The sequence below is a fragment of the Streptomyces sp. NPDC001381 genome, from assembly GCF_042895685.1.
Classification (GTDB): Bacteria; Actinomycetota; Actinomycetes; order Streptomycetales; family Streptomycetaceae; genus Streptomyces.
Genome location: NZ_JBIAWO010000003.1, coordinates 1,012,071 through 1,031,129, shown reverse-complemented (window position 1 = coordinate 1,031,129; position 19,059 = coordinate 1,012,071). Strand labels below are relative to the sequence as shown.

At 71.7% G+C, this 19,059-nt stretch carries 19 protein-coding genes; 10 read left to right on the top strand and 9 right to left on the bottom strand.

What is annotated here, in order from left to right; translation table 11 throughout:
* The first annotated feature begins 82 nt into the window (after positions 1-82).
* The 5 genes from ACFY2L_RS18360 to argG all read left to right on the top strand — a co-directional run bounded on the left by ACFY2L_RS18360 (position 83) and on the right by argG (position 5,886).
* The gene (locus ACFY2L_RS18360; protein ID WP_390657948.1) at positions 83-802 is read left to right on the top strand and encodes a hypothetical protein; all 720 of its coding nucleotides are present in this window, start codon (positions 83-85) and stop codon (positions 800-802) included.
* Positions 803-924: 122 nt separating this feature from the next.
* Positions 925-1,569: a sigma-70 family RNA polymerase sigma factor gene (locus ACFY2L_RS18355; protein ID WP_390822789.1), complete on the top strand. Its 645-nt coding sequence runs from the start codon at positions 925-927 to the stop codon at positions 1,567-1,569.
* Between the two features lie 77 nt (positions 1,570-1,646).
* Positions 1,647-4,028, top strand: a complete 2,382-nt coding sequence (locus ACFY2L_RS18350; protein WP_390657950.1) for a SpoIIE family protein phosphatase — start codon at positions 1,647-1,649, stop codon at positions 4,026-4,028.
* Positions 4,029-4,097: 69 nt separating this feature from the next.
* Complete coding sequence (locus ACFY2L_RS18345) at positions 4,098-4,328, top strand: hypothetical protein (RefSeq protein WP_390657951.1); 231 nt, start codon at positions 4,098-4,100, stop codon at positions 4,326-4,328.
* Positions 4,329-4,437: 109 nt separating this feature from the next.
* On the top strand, positions 4,438-5,886 hold the full coding sequence (argG, locus tag ACFY2L_RS18340) for an argininosuccinate synthase (RefSeq protein WP_390822788.1): 1,449 nt from the start codon (positions 4,438-4,440) through the stop codon (positions 5,884-5,886).
* Positions 5,887-5,972: 86 nt separating this feature from the next.
* Here argG and ACFY2L_RS18335 read toward each other — a convergent pair whose 3' ends face one another.
* Positions 5,973-6,794, bottom strand: coding sequence for an SAM-dependent methyltransferase (locus ACFY2L_RS18335; protein WP_390657953.1), 822 nt, complete (start codon positions 6,792-6,794; stop codon positions 5,973-5,975).
* 324 nt (positions 6,795-7,118) lie between these two features.
* Between ACFY2L_RS18335 and ACFY2L_RS18330 the strand changes: the two genes are divergently transcribed.
* Positions 7,119-7,349: a hypothetical protein gene (locus ACFY2L_RS18330; protein WP_390657954.1), complete on the top strand. Its 231-nt coding sequence runs from the start codon at positions 7,119-7,121 to the stop codon at positions 7,347-7,349.
* Positions 7,350-7,404: 55 nt separating this feature from the next.
* Here the strand turns inward: ACFY2L_RS18330 and ACFY2L_RS18325 are convergent, their stop codons facing one another.
* The 5 genes from ACFY2L_RS18325 to ACFY2L_RS18305 all read right to left on the bottom strand — a co-directional run bounded on the left by ACFY2L_RS18325 (position 7,405) and on the right by ACFY2L_RS18305 (position 12,041).
* On the bottom strand, positions 7,405-7,800 hold the full coding sequence (locus tag ACFY2L_RS18325; protein ID WP_390822787.1) for a hypothetical protein: 396 nt from the start codon (positions 7,798-7,800) through the stop codon (positions 7,405-7,407).
* Positions 7,801-8,061: 261 nt separating this feature from the next.
* Positions 8,062-9,015: a DMT family transporter gene (locus ACFY2L_RS18320; protein ID WP_390822786.1), complete on the bottom strand. Its 954-nt coding sequence runs from the start codon at positions 9,013-9,015 to the stop codon at positions 8,062-8,064.
* Between the two features lie 167 nt (positions 9,016-9,182).
* Entirely contained in the window at positions 9,183-9,686 is a 504-nt protein-coding gene (locus ACFY2L_RS18315) for a zinc-binding dehydrogenase (protein ID WP_390822785.1), read from the bottom strand.
* Positions 9,687-9,740: 54 nt separating this feature from the next.
* Entirely contained in the window at positions 9,741-11,333 is a 1,593-nt protein-coding gene (locus tag ACFY2L_RS18310; protein WP_390822784.1) for an MFS transporter, read from the bottom strand.
* Between the two features lie 72 nt (positions 11,334-11,405).
* Positions 11,406-12,041: a class I SAM-dependent methyltransferase gene (locus ACFY2L_RS18305; RefSeq protein WP_390822783.1), complete on the bottom strand. Its 636-nt coding sequence runs from the start codon at positions 12,039-12,041 to the stop codon at positions 11,406-11,408.
* Between the two features lie 199 nt (positions 12,042-12,240).
* On the opposite strand from ACFY2L_RS18305, the gene ACFY2L_RS18300 reads away from it, so the two are divergent.
* Positions 12,241-12,837 (top strand): helix-turn-helix domain-containing protein, encoded by a 597-nt coding sequence (locus ACFY2L_RS18300; protein ID WP_390822782.1) that lies wholly within the window; start codon positions 12,241-12,243, stop codon positions 12,835-12,837.
* 215 nt (positions 12,838-13,052) lie between these two features.
* Here the strand turns inward: ACFY2L_RS18300 and ACFY2L_RS18295 are convergent, their stop codons facing one another.
* The gene (locus ACFY2L_RS18295; protein ID WP_390822781.1) at positions 13,053-13,925 is read right to left on the bottom strand and encodes an aldo/keto reductase family oxidoreductase; all 873 of its coding nucleotides are present in this window, start codon (positions 13,923-13,925) and stop codon (positions 13,053-13,055) included.
* A gap of 132 nt (positions 13,926-14,057) precedes the next feature.
* On the opposite strand from ACFY2L_RS18295, the gene ACFY2L_RS18290 reads away from it, so the two are divergent.
* Entirely contained in the window at positions 14,058-14,504 is a 447-nt protein-coding gene (locus ACFY2L_RS18290) for a winged helix-turn-helix transcriptional regulator (RefSeq protein ID WP_390822780.1), read from the top strand.
* Between the two features lie 4 nt (positions 14,505-14,508).
* Here ACFY2L_RS18290 and ACFY2L_RS18285 read toward each other — a convergent pair whose 3' ends face one another.
* On the bottom strand, positions 14,509-14,703 hold the full coding sequence (locus ACFY2L_RS18285) for a DUF5131 family protein (RefSeq protein WP_390822779.1): 195 nt from the start codon (positions 14,701-14,703) through the stop codon (positions 14,509-14,511).
* A gap of 411 nt (positions 14,704-15,114) precedes the next feature.
* On the opposite strand from ACFY2L_RS18285, the gene ACFY2L_RS18280 reads away from it, so the two are divergent.
* Entirely contained in the window at positions 15,115-15,810 is a 696-nt protein-coding gene (locus ACFY2L_RS18280) for a response regulator (RefSeq protein ID WP_390822778.1), read from the top strand.
* Positions 15,807-16,916: a sensor histidine kinase gene (locus ACFY2L_RS18275; RefSeq protein WP_390657969.1), complete on the top strand. Its 1,110-nt coding sequence runs from the start codon at positions 15,807-15,809 to the stop codon at positions 16,914-16,916. Before ACFY2L_RS18280 ends, ACFY2L_RS18275 begins: the two co-directional genes overlap by 4 nt.
* Before the next feature lie 30 nt (positions 16,917-16,946).
* Here ACFY2L_RS18275 and ACFY2L_RS18270 read toward each other — a convergent pair whose 3' ends face one another.
* A complete protein-coding gene (locus ACFY2L_RS18270) occupies positions 16,947-18,746 on the bottom strand; it encodes an ABC transporter ATP-binding protein (RefSeq protein ID WP_390822777.1) in 1,800 nt (599 codons plus the stop codon).
* Between the last annotated feature and the right edge of the window lie 313 nt (positions 18,747-19,059).

Below are 19,059 nucleotides of genomic sequence, written 5' to 3'. Positions count from 1 at the left end.
TGCCGGCGGGGGCTGAGCGCGCGTGCTCGGGTTTGCGTACCTCCCGGTGACGGTCCCTGTACGGATGCGAGGATGAGGCGCCATGACGGCCGGGTGGTGTTCTCGTACGCTGCGTGCCGCGATGTTCGCGGCCGTCTGCGTGCTGCTCGCCGCCCTGGGGCACGTCCTGATGTCCGGCGTGCACGTGCCCGCGTGGGCCCTGGCCGCCGGGACGGCCGCGACCGGCGCGGCGGGCTGGTGCCTGACGGGCCGTGAGCGGGGGCCGGTGACGGTCGTGACGCTCGTGGTGGCCGCGCAGACGGCACTGCACACGGCGTTCGAGTTCGCCCAGTCGGCGGCCCCGGGCGGGGGCCCGTCGGGCCGGGGGTCCGGCGACCCCATGGCTGCCATGAGCGGCATGCACGGCATGAGCGGCGGGGCCGGCATGGATGGCATGGGCGGCATGGGCGGCATGGACATGAGCCGGATGAGCCACCTCGGGCACGCGGGCCTTCCGGGCCCCACCGCTCCGGTGGACTTCCTGGGCGCCGGCTCCTCGTCGTCCGGGATGCTCGCCGCCCACCTGCTGGCCGCCCTGCTGTGCGGGCTGTGGCTGGCCCACGGCGAGAAGGCCGTGTTCCGCGTCCTGCGGGCGGCGGCCGGCCGGCTGGTGGCGCCGTTGCGGCTGCTGCTCGCCCTGCCCGCCCCGCCGCCTCGCCCGCGCGTGCGCCCCCGCCGCCGTCGTTCGGAACGGGTGCCGCGGCTTCTTCTCGTCCACGCGATCACTTCTCGGGGTCCGCCCCTGGGGACCGCTGCCGTCTGACGGCAGCCGGTGACCCGGGCCGCCCCTGTGCGCCCCGGGCCTCGGCCGTACGTGCGCGCAGGCGCCGTAGGGCCGTCTCCCCGTTCCCGGACCAGCCCGGGCCGCGAGCCCGCGCGAACCGGATGACCGAGAAGGACACCCAGGTGATCACCTCTGTTCCGAAGCCGTGCCCCGACGAGTCGATCACGGCGTGGGCGCTGGCCGCCCGCACCGGCGACGCGGCCGCCGTCGAGCGGTTCGTCCGCGCGCTGCACCGGGACGTGCGGCGGTACGTCGCCCACCTCTGCGCCGATCCCCAGGCCGTGGACGACCTCGCCCAGGACACGTTCCTGCGGGCGCTCGGCAGCCTGCACCGTTTCGAGGGCCGCTCCTCGGCACGCTCCTGGCTGCTGTCCATCGCCCGCCGGGCGGTGACCGACAGCTACCGGTACGCCTCCGCCCGGCCCCGCGTGGCCGACGTACCGGACTGGCAGCTCGCCGTCGAGTCGGCCCAGCCGCGCGGGCTGCCCGGCTTCGACGACGGGATCGTGCTGCTCGACCTGCTGGCCGCGCTGCCGGACGAGCGGCGGGAGGCGTTCGTCCTCACCCAGCTGCTGGGGCTGCCCTACGCGCAGGCTGCGGAGGTCGGCGACTGCCCCGTCGGCACGGTCCGCTCCCGGGTGTCCAGGGCCCGCGCGGCGCTGCTGGACCTGCTGGACGAGACGGAGGGGACCGACGAGACGAAGGAGACACGGGAGGCCGGACGGCTCGCACACGCCGCCGCCTGAACGGTGAACGGTGAACGGTGATACGAATGGGTAGGAGTGCGACATATCCGTCACGCAGGAGAGCGAGATGAGCGGCCATGGAGGCACTCACCGCGCGTGTCACCGTCGACGAGCACGGCACCGTGACCGGGTGGAACGACGGTGCCGAGCGGCTGCTCGGGTTCCCGCCGGAGCAGGTCGTGGGCAGGCCGGCGGCCGTACTGCTGGCCGGGGAACCGCCCGCCCACGACGTTCCGGCGCTCCCCGGACTGCCCCGATGGCACGGCACGCTCGCGCTCCGGCACCGGGCAGGACACCGCCTGGAGGCCCGGGTCCTGGCCCATCACCGCACGGCGGACGACGGTTCCCGGGACTGGCTCCTGGTCTCCGCCGTGCCCGGGACACGGCCGCGTCCCGAGGACGACGCGCTGATGCGGCGGGGCCTGGTGCAGTCCCCGTCCTGCGCGACCTCGGTGTACGACACGGACCTGCGCTGCCGCCGGTCCAGCCGGTCCGCGCAGCGCGCGCTGGGCCTGAGCGAGGAGGAACTGCGCGGGCTGCGGATGACGGACGTCCTTCCGATGCCGTTGTCGGAGGAGGTGGAACGGCGGATGCGGCTGGCCCTGGAGACCGGTGAGCCGCAGTACGTGGAGAACCATTCCAGGGCACCCGGCGAGGCCCGGGAGCACGCCTGGTCCGTCCACCTCTACCGGGTGGAGGACCCGGACGGCCGGGTGCTGGGCGTGGCCGCCACCGGGCACGACATGACGGAGCAGTACTGGGCCCGCAAGCGTCTCCAGCTGATCGCCGCGGCCAGCACCCGGATCGGCAGCACGCTCGACGTGACCCGGACGGCGCAGGAGCTGGCGGACGTGGCGGTGCCGGACCTGGCCGACTTCCTCAGCGTCGACCTGCTGACGTCCTTCGAGGAGGGCCACGAGGAACCCGCGGCCGGTGACCCGCTCATGCTGCGGCGCGTCGCCCACCAGTCCGTGCTGCCGGGTGTGCCCGAGGCGGTCCTCGCGCTGGGCGAGGTGGACCGGTATCCGGAGGGCTCCCCGCCGTACGAGAGCCTCCGCTCGGGACGGGCCGTGCGGCGGCAGGTGACCGAGTCCGCGATCGCCGACTGGGTCGCCGGCGACGAGCTGCGGACCGCGCGCATCAGGGACTTCGGCTTCCACTCCGTGATGGCCGTGCCGCTGTCGGCCCGGGGCACCACGCTCGGGGTCGTCGTCTTCGCCCGGCACCGGCATCCCGATCCGTTCCGGCAGGACGACCTGGTCCTCGCCGAGGAGCTGGCGGCCCGGGCCGCGGTCTGCATCGACAACGCCCGGCGCTACACCCGCGCCCGCGGCACGGCGGTCACCCTCCAGCGCAGCCTGCTGCCGCAGCGGCTGCCCGAGCACTCCGCGGTGGAGTTCGCCTCCCGCTATCTGCCGGCCGGCGCCCGGGCCGGGGTGGGCGGCGACTGGTTCGACGTGATCCCGCTGTCCGGGGCGCGGGTGGCGCTGGTCGTGGGGGACGTGGTGGGCCACGGCATCCACGCCTCGGCGACGATGGGACGGCTGCGGACGGCCGTACGGACCCTCGCCGACATCGATCTGCCGCCCGACGAACTCCTCACCCACCTCGACGACCTGGTGGCCCGGCCGGCCGACGACGCGGCGGCCCCCGGCGACGGGGAGACCGTCGGGGACGTGGGCGCGACCTGCCTCTACGCGGTGTACGACCCCGTCTCCCGCCGCTGCACGCTGGCCCGGGCCGGGCATCCGCTGCCCGTCCTGGTGAGTCCGCAGGGCGCGGTGGAGCTGCTGGACCTGCCGGCCGGACCCCCGCTGGGCCTGGGCGGACTCCCCTTCGAGGCGGTCGAGTTCGACCTGCCCGAGGGCAGCGTGCTCGCCCTCTACACGGACGGCCTGATCGACTCCCGCACCCCCGCCGACGACGCCGAGGACCGCGTCTCGCGCCTGTGCCGGAGCCTGGCCCGGCCCGCGGACTCGCTGGACGCCCTGTGCGACACGGTCCTCGCCGGGATGCTGCCGCAGCGGCCCGCCGACGACGTGGCGCTGCTCGTCGCCCGCACCCGGGCGCTCGACGCCTCCCAGGTCGCCGTCTGGGACGTGGAGCCCACTCCCGCCGCCGTCGCCGAGACCCGTAAGAACGTCCTCGCCCGCCTGGAGGCCTGGGGGCTGACCGGAGCGGCCTTCGTCACCGAGCTGGTCGTCAGCGAGCTGGTCACCAACGCCATCCGGCACGCCGCACCGCCCGTCCAGCTGCGCCTCATCCACGACCGTGTCCTCATCTGCGAGGTCTCCGACGCCGGCAGCACCGCCCCGCACATGCGCCGTGCCCGCACCTACGACGAGGGCGGCCGGGGCCTGCTCCTGGTGGCCCAGCTCACCCGGCGCTGGGGCACCCGCCCCGGTTCCGGGGGCGGGAAGACGATCTGGGCAGAGCAGAGCGTCGAGCCGGGCCGGTGAGTGAGGAAGGCGTGGAGGAGCCGGGGAAATCCCGTGGCGATCCTGGCATGAACCTGATCAACTGACCGCATGCTCGGACTTCTTCTCCGCCTCCTTCCGTTCTGGGTGCGCGAACCCCTGCTCATCGTCTTCGGCGCCGTCTTCGCCGGGTTCCTCTTCTGGGCCGCCGTCGTCCGGGACGGCGGGTGGGCCGCGGCCGGTATCGGTGCCGCGGCCCTGCTGTTCACCGCCGTCCGCGTCCATGCCGTGCGCGTGGCGTGGAGGGACCGCCGGCCCCTCGACGGGACGGGCGAGGCCTGATCGCGGCGCGCGCCGCGACCGGGGAGGGCTGTCGGCCCCCGGTGTGACCCGTACCACAGGGGTGAGGGTCGACTTTGCATGGTCATGCGTGGTCATGCATAATCTTCCTATGTCCAAGGTCCTCACCTCTCTTCCGGTCGGCGAGCGCGTCGGCATCGCCTTCTCGGGCGGACTCGACACCTCGGTCGCCGTCGCGTGGATGCGCGACAAGGGCGCCGTCCCGTGCACCTACACCGCTGACATCGGCCAGTACGACGAGCCCGACATCGCCTCGGTGCCCGGCCGCGCGAAGACCTACGGTGCCGAGGTCGCGCGCCTGGTCGACTGCCGCGCGGCGCTGGTCGAGGAGGGCCTGGCCGCACTCGCCTGCGGCGCGTTCCACATCCGCTCGGGCGGCCGGGCGTACTTCAACACCACCCCGCTGGGCCGTGCCGTCACCGGCACCCTGCTGGTGCGGGCGATGCTCGAGGACGACGTCCAGATCTGGGGCGACGGCTCGACCTTCAAGGGCAACGACATCGAGCGGTTCTACCGCTACGGTCTGCTCGCCAACCCGCACCTGCGGATCTACAAGCCCTGGCTGGACGCGGACTTCGTGACCGAGCTCGGCGGCCGCAAGGAGATGTCCGAGTGGCTCGTCGCCCACGGACTGCCCTACCGGGACAGCACCGAGAAGGCGTACTCCACGGACGCCAACATCTGGGGCGCCACGCACGAGGCGAAGACGCTGGAGCACCTGGACACCGGCGTCGAGACCGTCGAGCCCATCATGGGCGTGCGGTTCTGGGACCCCTCGGTCGAGATCGCCGCCGAGGACGTGACGATCGGCTTCGACCAGGGCCGCCCGGTCACCCTCAACGGCAAGGAGTTCGGCTCCGCCGTCGAGCTGGTGATGGAGGCCAACGCCATCGGCGGCCGCCACGGGCTCGGCATGTCCGACCAGATCGAGAACCGGATCATCGAGGCCAAGAGCCGCGGCATCTACGAGGCCCCCGGCATGGCCCTGCTGCACGCCGCCTACGAGCGCCTGGTCAACGCGATCCACAACGAGGACACCGTCGCCCAGTACCACAACGAGGGCCGTCGCCTCGGCCGGCTGATGTACGAGGGCCGCTGGCTGGACCCGCAGGCGCTGATGGTGCGCGAGTCCCTGCAGCGCTGGGTCGGCGCCGCCGTCACCGGTGAGGTCACCCTCCGCCTGCGGCGCGGCGAGGACTACTCGATCCTCGACACCACGGGCCCGGCCTTCAGCTACCACCCGGACAAGCTGTCCATGGAGCGCACCGAGGACTCGGCGTTCGGCCCGGTGGACCGGATCGGCCAGCTCACCATGCGCAACCTCGACATCGCCGACTCGCGCTCCAAGCTGGAGCAGTACGTCGGGCTCGGCCTGATCGGCAGCACGGCGGCCCCCGCCCTCGGTGCCGCCCAGGCGGTCGCCACCGGCCTGATCGGGGCCCTTCCGGAGGGCGGCGCCGAGGCCATCGCCTCCCGTGGTGAGGTCTCGGAGGAGGACGCGCTGCTGGACCGCGCGGCGATGGAGTCCGGCACGGACTGACGTCCCGGCTCCGGCACGACAGAGCACGAGAAGAGGCTGGTCCGGCGCCCAGGGCGCCGGACCGGCCTCTTCCGTCGTCCGGGGGGTCAGCCGTTCTTGCGGGCCACACCGCCGTAGATGCCGATCGGCGTCGCGCCGGGCTCGGGGGCCTCGTCGGGGCGCCAGTCCGGGACCAGGACCAGGCCCGGGTCGACCAGTTCGAGGTCGCCGAAGAAGTCCAGGACCCGGCCGCGGCCGCGGGGGTTCATGGTGGCGGTGGCGTTGTTGTAGACCTTCACGGCGTCCTCGCGCTCGGTGTCGTGGATGTCGACGGTCGCGTGGGACAGCACGAGGTAGGAGCCGGCCGGCAGCGCGTCGAGGAGGGTGGCGACGATGCCGTCCGGGTCCTCGGCCTCGGTGACGAAGTGCAGGATGGCCACCAGCAGCAGCGCCACCGGCTGGTCGAAGTCGATGACCTTGCGCACGTCGGGGTGGGCGAGGATGGCCCGCGGGTCGCGCAGGTCGGCCAGGACGACGGAGGTGTTGGTGTCGTCGTCGTCCAGCAGGGTCCGTGAATGGGCGCTGACGATCGGGTCGTTGTCGACGTAGGCGACCCGGGTCTCGGGGGCGACGGCCCGCGCTATCTGGTGCACGTTGGGCTCGGTCGGCAGACCCGTGCCGATGTCCAGGATCTGCCGGACCCCGCCCTCCGCGACGACGTGCCGGACGGCGCGGTGCATGAAGCGCCGGTTGGCCCGGACGGCCTCCCGCACCTCCGGCGCGGCCTTGATGAACTGCTCGGCGGCTTCCTGGTCGACCTCGTAGTTGTCCTTCCCGCCGAGGAAGTAGTCGTACATCCGGGCCGGGTGGGGCCTGCTCGTGTCGATCTTCAACACTGGGCCGCCGTCGCCGCCGTGGGGAGAGGTCATGCTGCCTGGCTCCGTCCTGGACTCGAGTCCCGCCCCCGAACGAACCATGGGGCGAACCATGGTGAGTGACTGTCAGATCGTCGCCATTTTGCCGGACGGCTGCTCTTGTGGGGAAACCACCCCGGGCCGTCCGACCAGGCGCGCGTACGTCTCGCCGCACCCCCTACCGACCTCGGCCACGCTGCTCAGGCCGAGCGGCAACAGGTACGCGGCCCCGGAGCGGCCGCGGAACGGGCCGGCACCGTACGGCGGGCGCCCGTCGGGCCGGGATGTCGCTCGCCCCGCGTCCCGACGGCCGGCGGGGGCCGGATACCGTCCCCCGACATGAAGATCGTGATGTGGTCCTTCCTCGCCCTGTCCCTCATCGTCTGCGCCATCGGCGGTCTGCTCAGTGCCGCGCATCGACACGACGCGCCGGACATCATCCGTGGCCTGGTCGCCAGTGCCCTGTTCTCGTGGGGCGCCTGGGGCAGCTGGAAGAGAGCATCTCGCCCCCGGACCCCGGGAATCCCCCGTATCGAAGGACCGCACCAGAGACCTTGGCGGCGACGATGACACCGCTACCCGCACCGCCCTGCGGCTTTGTTCATGACAGGCGGCCTGGACGTGCTCAGTGGTCGCCCGTGTGCGGGCGCACGGGGCGTGGCAGCGGCTGACGCCAGTCGCCCAGCCTCGTGCGGAGAAACCGGCGGGCGAGGGAACGTATCTCGTCCCACGCCGGATCCGTGGCCAGGGCGTTGCCCCAGAGGCCGACGCGGCACGCGGCATCGATCTCGCCGAGGCGACGGCCGACGGCCCGAAGACCGCGCAGATCCTCGGGCTCGAAGGCTCCGCGCTCCGCCAGTCCTTCGGAGACGCGGCAGAGGAGCTCCACCTCCTCGACGACGTCCTTCGTCCCCAGCTCGCGCTCGCCCAGCCAGGCAAGCTGATCCTGGGTGTCGGCTGCCAGGAGGGCCATGAAGCGCAGTGTCCAGGTGTGCACGTGCGCGTCGCCGAGATGGTTCATCCATGCAGGATCGCGCCCAGCTTCCGCGACCGCACGTGTGCCCTGGTCGGCAGGTGCCGGTGCGCTGCGCAGTCCCGGCGACGCCGCGTACGTCCCCCCAGAGGGCAAGCCCGTCGCCGCCGCCGGAATCGCCCCGTTGCGGACCTGCCGTCGAGGACCCGGCGGTCGCCGTCCTCGGCGAACTGGAAACCCCGGGCCCCGACCGCCACATCACCCTCGTCCACGACGACGCACGACCGCCGCCGGTCTGAGAACCGGCGGCTACCGCCCCCGCCGGCCGGGGACGGTCAGCAGGACCAGACCCAGCGCGAGGACGGCCAGCCCGCACCAGGAGACGGACGGCAGGCGTTCCCCTAGGACGGTCACGCCCAGGACCGCCGCCACGGCGGGCTCGGCCAGGGTGAGCGACGTGGCCACCGACGCAGGCGTACGGCGCAGTCCGTGTCCGAAGAGCCGGTAGGCCAGGTAGACGGTGAACAGGGCGAGGTACACCGTCACCGCGGCGCCGTCGGCGGTGGCGAGCCAGCGCATGTCGACGAACAGGAAGAGCGGCAGCACGAGCAGCCCCGCCGCACCGAACAGCACGCCCATCACCGCGTCGGAGGGGTGTTCCCGCAGGATGAGCCTGCCGCCGATCAACGAGTACACGGCGTACGACAGTCCGCCGCAGGCGGCGAGGACGACACCCGTCAGGTCCATGGGCGTGGCGGATCCGGTGAGTTCGGGACCGAGCACCAGGAGGGCACACCCCAGCACGGCGGCCGCGGTGGCAGCGGTCCAGCGTGCCGTCGGCCGGGTCCGGCCGGTGAGCCAGGCCAGCAGTCCGGCGAAGACCGGCGCGCTGCCCAGCGCGATCACGGTGGCCACCGCCACCCCGGTGCGGGCCACCGCCGGATAGAAGGTGACCGGATACCCGGCCACCGCCGGCGCGCCGAGGACGAGCAGCCACCGCTCGGCACGCGTGCAGGCCGCGGGCAGCGAGCGGGCGCCGCGGGAGGTGAGGAACAGCAGGAGGCCGCCGAGGGTGAGACCGGCACAGCCGATCGCCGCCGCCGGCGCGCCGGCCGGTGCCAGGCTGCCGGCGGTGCCGGTCGTGCCCCACAGGACGGCCGAGGCGAGGATCGGCGCGGGGCCGCCGAGGAGACCGGTACGGGAAGGGCGCGGGCCGGCGGCGGCCGGGCGCGCGGAGGTCACAGGAGTCGTGCGGTTCGGCACAGTCGGGTTTCTTTCGTGGTCGCTGACGTCCGGGACGGGATCCGGAACGGGCGCACGACAGACACCCCTGACCACCCCGCGGGGTCGGCCGGGGCCGGAGATCAGACCGTCGGTGTCAGCGCCCGTTCAGACGCAGAGCGGCGGCAGCACGACGTGCCAGTACGTACTCACCGGGCGATGGTAACCGGGCCGGCCAGCGGCGCACGCAGGGCTCGGGACACGGGCGTCACAGAAGGCACGGTGAGCGAACGCACCAGCCCGGTGGCAGGCTCCGTTGTCTTCCGGGTCCGTGGACGGCGGGCGGTGATCTTCCGCGGATTCCGGTTCGTTTCGCCGCTGGGTTCGATGAACCGTGCCCGGTGTTGTACGAGGGCGCGACCGCCCCTCGGATGACTGCGGCCTGGGCGATGAGGTGTGCGGTCACAGTGGCGTTGCCGGAAGGCCTGTTCCACCGATTCCAGGACCAGGTCGACACCGCCGGTCAGGCGGGTGATCTCCTCGGCCAGATCGGGGCGTGCGCTGTCCAGGACCGCGTCGGCGCCGAGCGCTCTGACGGTGTCGTGCTCGGCCGGTGACGCCGTGGCGATCACGCGTGCACCGTAGTGGATGTGCTGCGCGAAGGCGCCCGGGCCGACGCCCACGATCTCGCCGGCGGCTTCGAAGCCCGCCACGTAGGGCGCCTGCGGGCCTCGTCCCGACGGCTGGCGTTCGCTTCTCCGGGTGAGTCAGCGCAGGTCGGCCACTACATCGTTGGATTCATGGCTGTCACTACCGGAATCCTGGGCCCGTTGCCGCGGACCTCGCGCGAGAACGTAGACGAACAGGATCGCCATGATCACTGCGCCTGCCCACATGGCCTGCTGCCAGCCGTCGACGAAGGACTCTTGGGCGGCTTGAGTCATCGCCTGCGCCTGGGGGCCGACCCCGTCGGCAGCCGCGAGGGCGTTGGCGACGCCCTCGCGGGCGGTTTCGGCGGCGTCGTCCGGCACTCCGCCGAGCCGGGAGTCGATGGCCCCGCGATAGCCGGCGGTCAGGACCGCTCCGAGCAGCGCGACACCGAGCGCGGTGCCGAACTCCCGGGTGACGTCGTTGAGCGCGGACGCGACACCTTGACGCTCACGCGGCAAGGCGGTGGTGATGGCCTCGGTGGAGGGGGTCATCGTCAACCCCATCCCGATTCCCACGGCGAGCATGCCGGGGAGGATCGAGAGGTACCCGCCGTCGACGGAGACGAAGGTGGCCATGAGGACCAGTCCCGCGCCGCCCAGGAAGATCCCTGCGGCCATCGTCGCGCGGCTGCCGATGCGCGCGGCTGCCTGCGGGGCGAGGCCGGAGGCCAACATCATCAGCAGCGCCATCGGCATGAGCGCCAGAGTGGAGCGAAGGCCGGACCAGCCGAGCACTGCCTGGAAGTACGGGAAGAGGACCACGAAGATCCCTGCCTGCACGCCGAAGACCGTCAAGAGCGACACGGAACCGCTCGCGAGACCTCGTTCGCGGAACAGGCGGACGTCGAGGAGCGGAGCGTTCCGGCGCAGCTCCCAGGCCACGAATCCGACAGCGGCGGTGATGCCGACGAGGAGGCTCAGCAGCGTCGCGGGCGTGGTCCAGCCTCGCTCGGGACCCTCGTGGAGGAAGAAGACGAGCCCGACCACTGCGACCACGGACGACAGCGAACCGACTGCGTCGAACCCGTATCTTGACGCCTCGCGCGAGTTCGGGATGGATCGCAGCGCCATGACGATGGCGACGACGACGAGCACGACCGGCAGGACGAACAGCCACCGCCAGCTCGCCAGGTCGACCAGGACGGCCGACAGGTACATCCCCAAGATGCCTCCACCGCCGGCGACGCCGGTCCACACGCCGATCGCCTTGGAGCGCTCCTCGTCCGGGAAGGTCGAGGTGATGACGGCGAGGGTGACGGGCATGATCATCGCTGCGCCCACGCCGCTCAGGAAACGCGCAGCGAGCATGATCTCGGACGACGTGGCGAGGCCGGCCGCCGCACTCGCTGTTCCGAAGACGAGCAGGCCCGCGAGCAGCACCGGCCTGCGACCCCACCGGTCGCCCATCGCACCGAGCGGCAGAAGCAACGCGGCCAGAGTGATGGTGTAGACGTTGATGAACCACAGGACCTCGGTCTGCGAGGCGTCGAACGCGACGGTGAGCTCCGGCTGGGCGACGTTCAGCCCGGACACCGAAGCGATGACCGCCATGAGTGCGATGCAGACCCCGGCCAGGATCGTGCGTCGTCGTCGCGGGTCTTGGATGGTCGGGGCGGCGGCTTCCGCGTCCGGGGACCGGTTCGTACTCATGGGCTTCCTTATCGAGAAGGCAAGGGGAATCGGCGCCGGAACAGCAAGCCCTGGCGCTGTCGGATGGTGTGATCACCGGCGTCGGGTGGCGCGTACGACGACATCGTGGAGGGGGACCGCTCGGCCACCGGGGCCGGTGAGCGTGCGGAGGCACTCTTCAGCGGTGACGATCTCCCACTCCGTGCCGTCCATGCGCGCGGTGATGACCGCGGGGGTGGCCGACGCTTCGGCAGGAGGGTGGTGCCCGTGGCCGGTGGAGCCCGTGGTGTGCAGGTGCCCCACGACAAGCAGCGTGCCGCCGGGAGCCACCCATCCGGCGATGCGGTCGTAGAACTCCAGCTGGGGCATCGCCGGGTGGGCGTAGTGGGTCATGACCAGGTCGAACTGCGCGTCCGGGCTCCAGTGGCTCAGATCCGCCTCGACCCACTGCAAGCGCTCGGGGGCCCCGATCGTCGCCGCGCGCTCGGCCGCGCGGGCAAGGGCCTCGGACGAGATGTCGGCTGCGGTGACGTGCCAGCCGCGGGAGGCGAGCCAGATTGCCTCGGCACCGCTGCCGCACCCCGCATCCAGTGCCGTGCCCGGTGTCAGGCCGCCGGCCTCACGAGCGAGGTACGGGTTCGGCGGGTTGCCGCCCATGGAACCGGGGCGCCCAGCTCGCCCCTGTTGCCAGTGCCGCTCCCAGAAGTCCTTGTCGAATCCGTGCGTCACAGGTCGCCCTCCTCGTCCGCGACGATCTCTCCGCCATAGCCGGTGATGTCGTCGCGGCCACGTCCAACAGGTCCGCCGGGCTCACCCGCGTCGGCGGATCGCGCACCCCCTCTGCGGGTGCGTTCCTCGGTTCGTTCTTCACGGTGCCGAGAGAGAAGGAGGATGCGCAAACGTTGTTGCCGAATGGCAAAATGGGAGGGTGGATGAAGCCATCGACCGCACTCTTGACGCCGTCGGACCGAGGTTGAAACGCCTTCGGCTGCATCGAGACGTCACGCTCGCCGACCTCGCGGAGGAGACAGGCATCTCCACCAGCACCTTGTCCCGGCTCGAGGCGGGCCTGCGACGTCCCACGCTCGAGCAGCTGCTTCCGCTTGCTCGCGCCTACGGGGTCACACTCGACGAGCTCGTCGATGCGCCGCCGACCGGCGACCCCCGCATCAGTCTGCGTCCCATCACCTGCAGCGACGGCTCGGTCATCCTGCCGCTGACCCGTAGGCCCGGAGGAATCCAGGCCTACAAGTTCGTCCTCCCGACCGGAAGTGACGACGCCGAACCCGACCTGCGCACCCACGAGGGTTACGACTGGGTCTATGTCCTCAACGGAACGCTCCGCCTTGTACTCGCGGAACACGACCTCATCCTCAAGGCCGGGGAGGCCGCAGAGTTCGACACGCGCACTCCGCACTGGTTCGGGGCCACCAGCGCTGGTCCCGTCGAGTTCCTGAGTCTCATCGGCAGACAAGGCGAACGCGCGCACGTCCGGGCGGCACCGGGACATCGCCCGGCCGAGTAGGAAAGCTCAGGGTCTGCACGAGAGCGATCCTGGAAACTGTTCGAGCCGTCCGTTGACGGCCTCGGTCGGTCCGTTGGACGTGCCCGGGCGTTCGAAGTGGGCCAGCCAGCACGTCGGTGGCTCCTGCTTCGGCCCCGGTCGCGCGAAGGTGACCGGGGCCGAAACTCGAATGCCGGCTTCGGTCGCGGCTTGTGGGCCGTTCAGCTACGGGGGATTCAGCGGCCGATGTCGTCCAGCTCGGTCAAGTCCTCATGAGAGAGGGAGAGTCCCGCGCCGGCGATGTTCTCGCGCAGGTGCGCTGTCGATGAGGTGCCGGGGATGAGCAGGATGTTCGGTGATCGCTGCAGCAGCCAGGCCAGTGCGACGGACATCTGTGTCGCCTTCAATCGAGCGGCGACCGCCGAGAGCGCCGATGACTGAAGCGGGGTGAAGCCCCCGAGGGGGAAGAAGGGCACGTACGCGACGCCGTCGGCGGCGAGCCGGTCGATGAGCTTGTCGTCGTGGCGGTGGGCGAGGTTGTACATGTTCTGCACGCACACGATCGGCGCGATGCTCTGTGCCTCGGTGACCTGCTCCTCGGTGGCGTTGCTGACCCCGAGGTGGCGGATCAGGCCCTGCTGCTGGAGTTCCACGAGCGCCTCGAACGCCTCAGCGAGCGAGCCGGGCTGGGGACCTTCGGCGTTGCCGAGCCGGAGGTTGACCAGGTCGAGTTCGTCGAGCCGGAGGGACTTGAGGTTGTCGTGGACCTGGCGGCGCAGATCTTCGGGTCGCCGGGCCGTGGGCCAGCCACCCTGTTCGTCGCGGGTCGCGCCCACCTTGGTCACGATGTGCAGCGACTCGGGATAGGGGTGCAGTGCCTCGCGGATCAACTCATTGGTGACGCGCGGCCCGTAGGCGTCGCTGGTGTCGATGTGGGTGATACCGAGGCCGACCGCTTCACGCAGAACGGCCAGGGCACCCTCGCGATCGGTGGGCGGCCCCATGACCCACGGGCCGGCCAGTTGCATGGCGCCGTAGCCGAACCGGGTGACGGTCAGGTCACCCAGAGTCCAGGTGCCGCCGGGAAGAGAGAGGGAAGGTGTGCTCATCCTGTTGCCTTTCGTCGTGCACTTGGGGGGTGGCGCCTGCTGCCTCCCTGCACCAGCATTGGAGAGAAACTTCCTGTCGGGAAGTAGGCACTTCGGAGTGCGTAACCCACCCATCGGTGAGAGGTGCGATCAGTGACGACGACGAAGGCGGCCCAGAAGAGGGCTCAGGCCAAGGCGGAATACAACGCGTTCCTGGCAGGGTGCCCCAGCCGGCAGCTGCTGGACCGAATCTCGGACAAGTGGGTCGTCCTGATCCTGTGTGCGCTGGGCGGCGACAACAGCCCTGGCCAGCCCGGTGCAGCACCCGCAGACACTCCGAAAGCGATGCGTTACTCCGAGATCTCTCGTCTTCTGGCCGGGGTCAGCCAGAAGATGCTGACCCAGACGCTACGGTCGCTGGAGCACGATGGTCTGCTCACCCGTACCGTGAAGCCAACCGTCCCTGTCACCGTCTCCTACGAGCTGACCGACCTCGGCCTCTCGCTCCACCACGTGACGCGCGGGCTCAGAAACTGGGCGCAGACACACATGGCCGAGGTCCTCGCAAACCGCGAGAACTCCGACGCTCGCACCTCCTGACGACTCACATCCCACCGCCCGACAGCTCCGTCAGCCCACCGACCTGCTTGAAGAACGGAGCGGCCCGAAGGCCGACGCACCGGTCTCGAACGTCACGGACCCAGGCCAGGTCCAGCGGCCGGCGATCCGGGCCGCTCTCGCCGCCGACGATCACCCAGTCGATCCCCGACAGCTCCAGGGACGGCACCGGCCCCAGCAACGGCTCCGTGACAAGAACCGGACGGCAGCCGGGATTTCCCGCAGCCCACGAACACTTTGCGCGGCCGACGCCACCGCAGCGGCTCGAGCGAGGCGCCCTCAAAGTGCCCTGGCCGCCTGACGGCCCCTCTCCGGCGCGGAAATGGGCGAGGCCCGAAGACCCCGCTCGCGACCAATGAGGCCCTAGGTCAGGGCCCCACAAGGCAATGAGGCTGACGCCCCGCCTCATGCGGCCGATGGCTGAAGTCCTGCCATTCGTGCAGCGATGGGGAGGGGTGGGGCGCTGACCTGGGGTCTGTGATGTCCCTGCCGATCGGTGGGAGCTGCCCCGCCGTGTGGCTGGAGCCGGCGTCTGTCTGGCCGCCGGGCCTGTGCAGGGGCTTTAGGGTCGAGTCGGCATGGGCCGGACGGCATGGACGAAGGTGAGGCGGAGCGCGTGATCCGGGTAGTGGTGGTGGACGACGAGGCCCTGGTCCGTTCCGGCTTCGAACTCATCCTGGGTGCGGCCGAGGACATCGAGGTCGTTGCGACCGCCGGCGGGGGCGGTGCCGTGGAGACCATGCGCCGGGAGCGGCCCGACGTGGTCCTGCTGGACATCCGGATGCCGGACGTCGACGGGCTCACCGTCCTGCGCGAGCTGCGCGCGATACCGGATCCGCCGGTGGTGGCGATGCTGACGACGTTCGACGCCGACGAGTACATCCTGACCGCGCTGCTCTCCGGCGCTGCCGGTTTCCTCCTGAAGGACACCGAGCCGGAGCAGCTCGCCCACCTGGTGCGCACGCTTGCCGCGGGCGGCATCGTGCTGTCCCCCAAGGCGTCGCGGACACTGCTGCGCAACCACCCCGGCAGCGGGGCGGCCGTCGACGAGGAGGCGGCCCGCGTCCGGCTGCTCACCGCCCGGGAGCGCGATGTCCTCGTCCTGGTGGCGGACGGCCTGTCGAACGCGGACATCGGGGCGCGCATCCACTTGAGCGCCGGCACGGTCAAGGACCACGTCAGCGCGATCCTCACGAAGCTGCGGGTGACGAGCCGGGTGCAGGCCGCGCTGCTGGCGCAGCGGGCCGGGCTGCTCGACGAGCGCCCGCAGTCGCAGGCCGGACGATGAGCCGCGCCCCAGCTGCCTGGAAGCGGGTTCCCACTCCGGTCGTCGACGTCCTTCTGGTGGCGGTGGCGGCCGTGGACGTATGGCTGAACATGTGGGAGCACACGGGCCTCGGGGTCTCGCTGGCCGCGGTCGGTTGCGCCGCGTTGGCGTTCCGGCGCCGGTTCCCGCTCGCCGTGTTCCTGCTCACCCTGCCCATCGCGCTGATGCAGGATGTCGCCGTCGCTGTGCTCGTGGCGCTGTTCACCCTGGCCGAGTGCTCCCGCAACCGCCGTCTCCTCGCGGTGTGCGTCGCCCTGGCCGCCGTCGCGGGCAGTACCCCGTGGCCCTTGGCCGAGGCCGACCGGACCATGACGCTGGTCTTCTTCGTGTACGGCCTGGCGACCTCTGCCGCCCCGGTCCTCTTCGGCCAGCTTCTCCAGGCACAACGGGACCTGGCGCGGCGGCTGGACGAGATCGAGGAGGCCAGGGAACACGAGCGGGCCCTGCACGCCCAGGCCGTGCTCGCCCGTGAACGCGCCCAGCTGGCACGGGAGATGCACGACGTGGTCTCCCACCAGGTCAGCCTGATCGCCGTACGGGCCGGAGCCCTCCAGGTCGCCACCAAGGACGCGGACGCCAAGGAGGCCGCCCGCACGATCCGTTCGCTGAGCGTCACCACGCTCGACGAACTGCGCACCATGGTCACGCTGTTGCGCGCCTCCGGCGGTCGCGCCACCGACCTGACGCCTCAGCCCACTCTCGCCGACCTGCACAAACTGGTGGAATCAAGCGGCACTCACGCGGAGCTGACCGGTGAGCTCCCGCCCGCCGTGGGCACCCCCGCCCAACGAGCCGTCTACCGCACGGTCCAGGAGGCGCTGACCAACGTACGCAAGCACGCCCCGGGCGCCGCGGCCCGCGTCGAACTGTGGCAGGACGGCGACGACGTCGGAGTGACTGTCACCAACACCGCGCCCACCCGTCCCTCCCTGGCCCTGCCCGGTTCGCAGCAGGGCCTGATCGGTCTGCGGGAACGGGCCGACATCCTGCACGGGACCCTGGAGTCGGGCCCGACGGCCGAAGGCGGCTACCGGGTGCGGCTGCGGATCCCGCTCGGGGCGGACTGACCGACCGGAACGTCCTGCTGTTCTGGTGGGTCATCGCGCGGTGGCCAGGAGTTGGGTGGCTGCCAGCCGCGCGTACAGCGGGTCCTGGGTCGCCAGTTCCTCATGGGTGCCCACCGAGCGGACCCGTCCGGATTCCATGACGACGATCCGGTCGGCGCCGGTCACCGTCGACAGGCGGTGGGCCACCACCAGCACGGTGGTCTCACGGGCCACCTCCGTGACGACGTCCCGCAGCGCGAGCTCGTTGACGGCGTCGAGCTGCGAGGTCGCCTCGTCCAGGAGCAGCAGCCGGGGGCCCCGCAGCAGGGCGCGGGCGATGGCGATGCGCTGCCGCTCGCCGCCCGACAGCTTCGAGCCGCGGTGTCCGACCGGGGTGTCCAGGCCGTGGGGCAGGCGCCCGACGAGGGTGTCGAGCTTCGTCCGGGCCAGGACGTCGCGGATGTCGTCGTCCGTCGCGCCGGGCGCGGCGAAGACAAGGTTCTCCCTGAGTGTGCCGGCCAGCACCGGGGCGTCCTGTTCCACGTACCCGATGGCGGACCGCAGCTCGGCCAGGGACCAGTCCCGCACGTCTTTTCCGTCGACCAGGATTCGGCCGCCGGTGGCCTCGTAGAACCGCTCGATGAGCGCGAACACCGTCGACTTGCCCGCGCCCGAGGGGCCGACGAAGGCCGTCATCCCGGTGCGCGGCACCTCGAAGCTCACCTGCCGATGGGTGTACGGCAGGTCCGGACGGTAGCGGAAGGACACGTCCTCGAAGCGGACCGACACCGTTGCCACCTGCCTGGGCAGGGTGCCCGTCCGGCGGCCGGCCGGCTCTGCCGACAGGTGTTCCACCTGCGCGATCCGGGAGATCGCGGCGGCTCCCTCCTGATAGTGGGACACGGCGTCGACCAGCTTGGACACCGGCTCGATCAGGTAGAAGAGGTACAGCAGGAAGGCGATGAGGGTGGACACGGGGATCTCCCCGGACGCAACCCGCGCCCCGCCGACCCCGAGCACCGCCAGGAACGCCAGCTGGACGGCGAGTTCGTCCGCCGAGCCCGCCACGGCTTCCCACTTCGCGCTCTTCACGCCGTGCCGCCACGCCCGCCGCGCCGCCGCCTCCACCCGGGCGGTCTCCCGCTCCTCGGCACCGGACGCCTTCACAGTGCGGAACGCCCCGAGGGACCGCTCCAGCGCGACGGAGATCTCCCCGACCGCCTCCTGCGCCCGCTCGGTGGCGCGGGCGATGTGCGGCATCACCAGCGCGGCGGCCCCGCCGACCAGCACGACCACACCGAGCGTCACACCCAGCAGTACGACGTCCAGGAACGCCATCATCACGATCGCCGCCACGAAGGCCACCGCGCCGGTGGCCGCGGAGACGACCGCCTGGGTGCTGACCGCCCGCAGCAACGTCGTGTCCGAGGTGACCCGGGACATCAGATCACCCGGCGGGACCCGCTCCCACTCCGCGATCCGCAACCGCAGCAACCGCCCCACCAGGGTGCGCCGCGCGGCCAGGACCACCGACTCCGCCGTCCGCTCCAGCACGTACGCGCCGAACGCCTCGACCGCCGTGCCCAGGAGGACCAGGACGGTGAGTGCGATCAGTATTCCGGTGATGGTCTCACCGGAGGCGAGCCGGTCCACCAGTGTCTTCGTGGCCAGCGGCTGCAGCAGCCCCCCGGCGGCCCCGACGAGGGCGCACAGCAGGCCGAGGGCGACGGCCCACCGGTGCGGCCGGATGTACGCGTACAGCGCCTTGATCGTTTCTCGCGTGGACAGGCGCGTGGACAGGCGCGTGGACAGGGGAGTTCCATCCGTCGTCGGGGCGGATGCGGTGTTCACGACATTCCTTTCTTCTGAAGCGTGCCGGGCACCGCATCAGCGGTCCGGCGCACCAGGGCGTGAGCATGTGCCGGGTCAGTGGACGAGCCCGGCTGTGCTCCCGGCGAGGGTGTGCACCAAAGCTTCGGCTGCCTCGGGGCGGACGAGAACTCGCCTCTGCCAGGGGCGGCGTCACGGTCCGTCACGTCGGCCGGTGGTCCGAGGACGTCCTCGCGCTCGGTTGCGTCGCGCACGGTGTGCCATGCCTCCAGCCTGGAAGCCCGTCCGCCCCGCGCCCATCCGGCAACCGTCGGGTCCACCCCCGCCGAGTGGC

Excerpts from the sequence above, each read along its gene's own strand:
- ACFY2L_RS18345 (WP_390657951.1), top strand. The coding sequence starts at position 4,098 with ATGCTCGGACTTCTTCTCCGCCTCCTTCCGTTCTGGGTGCGCGAACCC.
- argG (WP_390822788.1), top strand. The coding sequence starts at position 4,438 with ATGTCCAAGGTCCTCACCTCTCTTCCGGTCGGCGAGCGCGTCGGCATC.
- ACFY2L_RS18295 (WP_390822781.1), bottom strand. The coding sequence starts at position 13,925 with ATGAGCACACCTTCCCTCTCTCTTCCCGGCGGCACCTGGACTCTGGGT.
- ACFY2L_RS18350 (WP_390657950.1), top strand. The coding sequence starts at position 1,647 with ATGGAGGCACTCACCGCGCGTGTCACCGTCGACGAGCACGGCACCGTG.
- ACFY2L_RS18280 (WP_390822778.1), top strand. The coding sequence starts at position 15,115 with ATGGACGAAGGTGAGGCGGAGCGCGTGATCCGGGTAGTGGTGGTGGAC.
- ACFY2L_RS18275 (WP_390657969.1), top strand. The coding sequence starts at position 15,807 with ATGAGCCGCGCCCCAGCTGCCTGGAAGCGGGTTCCCACTCCGGTCGTC.
- ACFY2L_RS18330 (WP_390657954.1), top strand. The coding sequence starts at position 7,119 with ATGAAGATCGTGATGTGGTCCTTCCTCGCCCTGTCCCTCATCGTCTGC.
- ACFY2L_RS18335 (WP_390657953.1), bottom strand. The coding sequence starts at position 6,794 with ATGACCTCTCCCCACGGCGGCGACGGCGGCCCAGTGTTGAAGATCGAC.
- ACFY2L_RS18355 (WP_390822789.1), top strand. The coding sequence starts at position 925 with ATGACCGAGAAGGACACCCAGGTGATCACCTCTGTTCCGAAGCCGTGC.
- ACFY2L_RS18360 (WP_390657948.1), top strand. The coding sequence starts at position 83 with ATGACGGCCGGGTGGTGTTCTCGTACGCTGCGTGCCGCGATGTTCGCG.
- ACFY2L_RS18310 (WP_390822784.1), bottom strand. The coding sequence starts at position 11,333 with ATGAGTACGAACCGGTCCCCGGACGCGGAAGCCGCCGCCCCGACCATC.
- ACFY2L_RS18325 (WP_390822787.1), bottom strand. The coding sequence starts at position 7,800 with ATGAACCATCTCGGCGACGCGCACGTGCACACCTGGACACTGCGCTTC.